Below are 1,540 nucleotides of genomic sequence, written 5' to 3' on the forward strand. Positions count from 1 at the left end.
AGCCCATAGGCCATATCCCGCCAGCCGAAGCCGAAGCTGCCTACTATGCCATGCTAGCCGAACAGCCCCTGGCCGCGTAACTTAAGCCAAATGGCCTCCGGCAAACCCGGGGCGGTTCAAACAGCCCCTGGCCGCGTAACTTAAGCCAAATGGCCTCCGGCAAACCCGGGGCGGTTCAGTTCTGGGATTTTCCGAGCTGCTCTCCAGATCGGAACTTAACCCGGAGCAGTCCGAACAGGCCGACCGGATCCAACAAGGCGGCCATCGCCTTCTGAGCGTAGTCGACGAAATGATCCGCGTTTCGGAAGGCGCAGAGCTCGCTGCAACAAGCCAGGCGTCGCCCGCTGTCGTCAATCTGCCCGTCCCGGACCGCGTTCACAGAGTCCTCTATGTAGACGACAGCGAGGCAAACCGGCGCCTGATCGTCACGGTTCTTCGGAGCCAGGGCTTTGACTGCGAAACCGAGAATAACGGCCAGCAGGGACTGGAAGCAGTAAGGACCGGCGATTGGGATCTGATCCTGATGGATATCCAGATGCCGGTTATGGACGGTGTGGCGGCTAGTCGCGCTATCCGGGCCCTCCGGGACTTCCGAAGCAGGGTGCCCATCGTCGCCGTTACGGCAAATACACTCGTCGCCCAGCTCGAGACCTATGTCGCCGCCGGCATTAACGACTGGATCGAGAAGCCCGTAGATATTGGCCTCCTGATCGAAAAATCCCTAGGTTGAGCAACTAGCGGATGGCGCGAGTCCGTTCCGGATGTGGCGGGCACCCGAGAGCTTCGCTGACGGCCACGTATTTCCGAAAGTAAATTGACTGAACCCTTCGGTGCGAAAAGGCGGACGCCGGAAATGTCCGCTAAGGGTCGGGTTCAGCCTTTAGCCTGCTGCCCGATAACGGACATTCGACGGACGCGCCGTAAGCGGACATCGTGCAGGTCTGTTCCAGGTGGAAAGCGAGCCTTAGCGTCACCTTTAAGGCGCACGTTGAGGAACATCGTTCTCCCCACCCTGTTTAATTCGTGCGACTAAAGCTTATGCAGGGAAACATGCGACGCGATCATTCGCTCAGGTGGGCGGACACGCTTCAGGCAGTATTTCGTGCTTCTGAACAATCAGGTCTGTCCGGCGGTCGGCGGTCGGCGATCGCGTCGTTGGAGTACACGACCGAGCGCAAACGGGTGACGGATCCAGCACCATCGGGCCCTATTGCAGGCCTAGCCCCGCGAGCGTACGGCCAAGCTAAGTTTGGGCTGACAGAGGCCTCGGGACCGCGCCATGATTCGTCACCCGCGCTTTATTGGTGCAAGGTGAGGGTTGGCCGGTCCCGAGGCAGCCGCACTATGGCAATGAAGTCAGCTAAAGCCCTCAATGTCCCCGCGTCGAGGGTGGCACAAGAAATTTCCTCCGAAGAGCGCCTCGTTCGAGTACGTTCCTGAATGAACCGAACTACGCCGAAGCTGCGTATCTACGCTGAGCGACTCATCGTTGGTGAGATGAGCCGAAATGCGTCTGCCGAATCACAACCCACGGCAGCCT

General features: G+C 59.5%; 1 protein-coding gene. It reads left to right on the top strand.

The annotated features are described in order from the left end of the window. Positions 1-289: 289 nt before the first annotated feature. Entirely contained in the window at positions 290-730 is a 441-nt protein-coding gene (locus tag ACP7A5_RS17905; protein WP_425989198.1) for a response regulator, read from the top strand. Positions 731-1,540: the final 810 nt, after the last annotated feature.

The organism is Brevundimonas sp. TWP2-3-4b1 (assembly GCF_049897665.1).
Classification (GTDB): Bacteria; Pseudomonadota; Alphaproteobacteria; order Caulobacterales; family Caulobacteraceae; genus Brevundimonas; species Brevundimonas subvibrioides_B.